Source organism: Pseudomonas sp. (assembly GCF_041601375.1).
Taxonomy (GTDB): domain Bacteria; phylum Pseudomonadota; class Gammaproteobacteria; order Pseudomonadales; family Pseudomonadaceae; genus Aquipseudomonas.
In genome coordinates this window covers 1-4,807 of sequence record NZ_JBFIIG010000255.1, presented here as the reverse complement: position 1 = coordinate 4,807, position 4,807 = coordinate 1, and the positions used below count along the sequence as shown (strand labels likewise).

Below are 4,807 nucleotides of genomic sequence, written 5' to 3'. Positions count from 1 at the left end.
GCGCCTGCTCAGCCTGGCGCAACCGCTAACAGTCAGCGCCTTGCGCGACACCCTAGCCGAGCTCTATGCAGACCCCCGCGCCGCCGTGCGCGGCCTGCAGCGGGAAGCCTCCCCCGACCAGGAGGCAGCAGCCCCGTGCATTCTGGTCGCCGAAGACAACCCGGTTAACCAGTTGGTGGTGCAAGGCTTCCTGAAGAAACGTGGCTATAGCGTACGCCTGGTCACCAATGGACTGGCCGCAGCCAACGAATACCAACGCGACCCGGCGGCGATACAACTGATCCTGATGGACTGTGAAATGCCGGTCATGGACGGTTTCGAAGCGACCGAGAAAATCCGCCAGATGGAGCGGCAACAAAAGCTGGCGGCGGTGCCCATAGTCGCCCTGACCGCGCACACCCTCGACGAACACCGCCAGCATGGCCTCGACGTCGGCATGGACGACCTGCTCGGCAAACCACTGAACAGCGCCCAACTCTATGCCACCCTGGAGCGTTATCTGCTCGAACAAACCACGCCAGGCACATAAGGCCGCCCCCAGGGCGTACTCGCACAGCAACGCCCGGGGCGACGTTGCGCGCCGCACGGCGCGCCCTACAGGGAAGACAGTCTGAACCTGAGCAGCCACCCGACACTGCGCGGCGACTGACGGCAAGATACGGGCATGGCCAGCACGCCCAGGGCGCGTTAGCATCGCCGTTGTGTTCTGGAGAAACAAACCGTGCTGATCCCCGCGCCCCTGCTCGAAACCGACACCCTCACCCACCTGATCGAGGACTTCGTCACCCGCGAGGGCACCGACAACGGCGACGAAACCCCACTGCAAACCCGCGTGCAACGGGTGCGCCGCGCGCTCGACAATGGCGAAGCGGTCATCGTCTTCGATCCGCAAAGCCAGCAATGCCAGCTGGCGCTGAAACGCGATGTGCCCAAGGAGTGGCTGCAAGCGCTCGGCGAGTGACGAGGGCATTAGCCTGTTCAGGCGTGATGCGATTCTGGCTTGGAACCTGGGGCGTAGAGCCGTCCGGGCGGCGGCGTTCCGTTCGGAGGCAGGGCGGCTTCGGAGCGCAGCGACAACCCGCCAGCTCTGTGCCGCGCCGGTGAACCAATGCTGCACTGCCTGTGGCGAGTGACCCTAGGGATCGCGGACCGCTCGAGGTAATGGGTCGGCGCCTACTGCGTCACGTCAAGACGCCCGCAGCAGGCGAGGGTTTTCACCCGCCCTCAGCCTTGCGCGGTCAACCGCCAGGCGCGGTGGATCTTCGGGTTGCGGGCGAAATCCGGATCCAGGGTCGCGGCACTGATTTCCTCCACCCCGTAACGTGCCGCCAGCCCCTCATCGAGTTGGAACTTGCGGAAGTTGTTGGAGAAATACAGCACGCCGCCCGGCGCCAGGCGTGCCATGGCCAGGTCGAGCAGTTGCACGTGGTCACGCTGGATATCGAATATCCCTTCCATGCGCTTGGAATTGGAGAAGGTCGGCGGATCGATGAAGATCAGCTCGTACTCGCCGCGATCCTCCTCCAGCCAGCTCATCACATCGGCCTGCTCCAGCTTGTTCTTGTCCGAGAAGCCATTGAGCGACAGGTTGCGCCGCGCCCAATCCAGGTAGGTCTTCGACAAATCCACGCTGGTGGTGCTGCGCGCACCGCCCTTGGCCGCATGTACGCTCGCGGTGGCGGTGTAGCAATACAGGTTGAGGAAGCGCTTGCCGGCGGCCTCACGCTGGATGCGCAGGCGCAACGGGCGGTGGTCGAGAAACAGGCCGGTATCCAGGTAGTCGGTGAGGTTGACCAGCAGCTTCACCCCGCCTTCGCCGACCTCCATGAACTGGCCCTGGGCGCTCTGCCGTTGATACTGCTTGCTGCCGCTCTGGCGCTCGCGGCGCTTGATGATCACCTTGTTCTTGTCGACGTTCAACGCCTGGGGAATTGCCGCCAGGGCATCGAACAGACGCGCCTGGGCCTTCTCCGGGTCGATGGATTTAGGCGCGGCGTATTCCTGCACATGCACCCAGTCTTCATAGAGGTCGATGGCCAGGGCATATTCCGGCATGTCGGCGTCGTACAGGCGGTAACATTCGACGCCTTCCTTACGCGCCCATTTACCCAGCTGCTTCAGGTTCTTTTGCAGACGATTGGCGAACATCTGCCCGCCTTCGCTCAAGCGCGCCTGCTCGACTACAGGGGCCGGCGCCGGCTTGAGCGGATTGCCGTTCTTGTTGTACTGACGCTCTTGCGGCTCCAGCGGCGCCTTGTCGGCTTCGGCCTGCTCGCGCTCGCGTTCGCGCTGCTCTGGGGTACGCCGCTCGCCGGTGACGAACTGCTCGGGCTGCACCTTGATCAGCAGCAACTTGCACGGCAAGGCGCCGTTCCAGAAGGCGTATTGCTTGTGGCTGCGAATGCCCATGCGCTTGCCCAGGTCCGGGGCGCCGGTGAACACCGCCGCCTCCCAACCCATGCAGGCCTGGCGCAGGCGTTCGCCGAGGTTCTGGTAGAGATACAGCAGGCTGGCTTCGTCGCCCAAGCGCTCGCCATAGGGCGGGTTGCAGATCACCAGGCCCTTCTGGTTCTGGTCCGGGCGCGGCTCGAAGGTCGCCACCTCGCCCTGATAGACCTTGATCCAGTGGCTCAGCCCGGCCCGCTCGATATTGTTGCGCGCCGGCTGAATCAGCCGCGGATCGGCCTCGTAACCGCGAATCCACAACGGCGGCTTGGCCAGCCCTTCGGTAGCCCGCTGCTCGGCTTCGGCATGCAGCTTCTTCCACAAGGCCGGCACATGGCCCAACCAGTGGCTGAAGCCCCACTGCTCGCGATTGAGGTTCGGCGCAATATCGGCGGCGATCATCGCCGCTTCCACCAGGAAGGTGCCGACCCCGCACATGGGGTCGGCCAGGGCGCCGCCCTCGGCAGCGATACGCGGCCAGCCGGCACGCAGCAGCACCGCGGCGGCGAGGTTTTCCTTGAGCGGCGCGGCGCCCTGCTGCAAGCGGTAACCGCGCTGGTGCAGGCTGTGCCCGGACAGGTCGAGGGACAGAATCGCTTCGCCGCGATCCAGGCGCAGGTGCACGCGCATGTCCGGGTTGAGCTTGTCGATCGACGGCCGGGTGCCGTCCTTCTGCCGCAGTTTGTCGACGATCGCGTCCTTGACCTTCAACGCCCCGAAGTGGGTGTTGTCGATGCCCGAACCATTACCGCTGAACTCCACCGCCAGGCTGCCGTCGGGCTCCAGGTGCTCGAACCAGTCGACCTCCAGCACGCCTTCGTACAGGCTTTCGGCGTCCTGGATCGGGAAGCGCTTGAGCACCAGCAATACCCGGTTCGCCAGGCGTGACCACAGGCACAGGCGATAAGCCGTCTCCATATCGGCAAGGCCCCGAATGGCGGACGTATGCTCGCGCGCCTCCTCGAGCCCCAGGTTGCCGGCTTCTTCGAGCAGCAAGCCTTCCAGGCCCTTGGGGCAGGTGAGAAAGAGTTCGTAACGATCCGACATGGGAATATCCAGTGCCTAAGGCAGTAAACGGCAGGTGAACGAGTCAACACGGCCAAAATAAGTGACAAAACGTCGCAAGGCGACCCTTCATCGGAATAATCAGAGCATACAACCGCGATTAATTCGCAGTGGCGAAACACCAGCATGCACGCTGCAAACGCCCGCGCCATCGGTGGTGATCCCTAGAAACAGAACCTTTTGCGTGTCGCCTTATGGCTTGAGCGGCAAAACTATTACCTCCTTATGACAAAACGATCATTCCCAGGCACCCACGCATTCGATAGAAATCTACCCAGGCCTTCGTTGCAACGACGAGGGCACGGGGCAGAACCGCCACGCCGGCAGCGGCTTTCTCCCCTGGCAGATCTTTCTGCCAGACCTCGCGACGACGAGGTCACCGAGGTCTAAGGGACATAAACAGTCAACATTGAGGGAAACACCCTATGAGAAGACTTAAGCGTGATCCGTTAGAAAGAGCTTTTTTGCGCGGCTACCAATACGGCATCCATGGCAAATCTCGCGAAATGTGTCCTTTTACCCTTCCTTCTGTCCGTCAAGCCTGGTTAAACGGCTGGCGCGAAGGTCGCGGGGACAACTGGGACGGACTGACCGGCACCGCCGGAATCCATCGACTTAACGAACTTCACGCTGTCGGCTAACTGACTCAAGGAACCCACCGACTTCATCGAGCACGCCCCATCCGGGCGGCGGGCGAGAGCCCAGGGGCTCCCTCAGGGAGCCCTTTTTTATTGCCTGCCCTGGCAAACCTACCCACAAATCCCCCCTGAGGTCGGCGTAGAAGCGGCTTTAGCCGCGAATTCTTCGCCGCACAGCAGAAGCGCTAGAGCGCAACGCCGCTCGGCTGCTCCTGCAATCTTTTGTCTGCCGCACCACCCTTGCGCGGCAAGCCGGCAATCGCATCCACCGCTTCGCGGATCAATGCCGGGCCCTTGTAAATGAACCCGGAATAAATCTGTACCAGGCTTGCCCCGGCGGCGATTTTCTCGCCGGCGTGCTTGCCTTCGGTGATGCCGCCGACGGCGATGATCGGCAAACGCCCTGCCAGCTCTGCGGCCAGGACCTTGACGATATGAGTACTCTTGTCGCGTACCGGCGCACCAGACAGACCGCCGGCCTCGTCGCCGAATTCCAGGCCCTGGACGCCTTCCCGGCTCAGGGTGGTGTTGGTGGCAATCACCGCATCCATGCCGGCCTCGAGCAGCGCCTTAGCCACCTCGACGGTTTCTTCGTCGCTCATGTCCGGGGCGATCTTGATTGCCAGCGGCACGCGCTTGCCATGCTCCCGGGTCAGGTC

The 4,807-nt window shown here is 63.1% G+C and carries 4 protein-coding genes and 1 pseudogene; 3 read left to right on the top strand and 2 right to left on the bottom strand.

Features of this window, described 5'->3' with window-relative positions; translation table 11 throughout:
• Window positions 1-529: response regulator (locus ABZE94_RS20445; protein ID WP_372877914.1), on the top strand; the 529-nt coding region annotated here is incomplete at its 5' end.
• Window positions 530-721: 192 nt separating this feature from the next.
• The gene (locus tag ABZE94_RS20440; RefSeq protein ID WP_372877912.1) at window positions 722-961 is read left to right on the top strand and encodes a YheU family protein; all 240 of its coding nucleotides are present in this window, start codon (window positions 722-724) and stop codon (window positions 959-961) included.
• Between the two features lie 263 nt (window positions 962-1,224).
• On the opposite strand, the gene rlmKL is transcribed toward ABZE94_RS20440, so the two are convergent.
• The gene (gene rlmKL, locus ABZE94_RS20435; RefSeq protein ID WP_372877910.1) at window positions 1,225-3,492 is read right to left on the bottom strand and encodes a bifunctional 23S rRNA (guanine(2069)-N(7))-methyltransferase RlmK/23S rRNA (guanine(2445)-N(2))-methyltransferase RlmL; all 2,268 of its coding nucleotides are present in this window, start codon (window positions 3,490-3,492) and stop codon (window positions 1,225-1,227) included.
• A gap of 443 nt (window positions 3,493-3,935) precedes the next feature.
• Here rlmKL and rmf point away from each other — a divergent pair, with 443 nt between their 5' ends.
• Window positions 3,936-4,151, top strand: a complete 216-nt coding sequence (gene rmf / locus ABZE94_RS20430) for a ribosome modulation factor (RefSeq protein ID WP_318948465.1) — start codon at window positions 3,936-3,938, stop codon at window positions 4,149-4,151.
• Between the two features lie 182 nt (window positions 4,152-4,333).
• Here rmf and ABZE94_RS20425 read toward each other — a convergent pair.
• Window positions 4,334-4,807, bottom strand: a pseudogene (locus ABZE94_RS20425) (hypothetical protein); the annotation flags it as partial.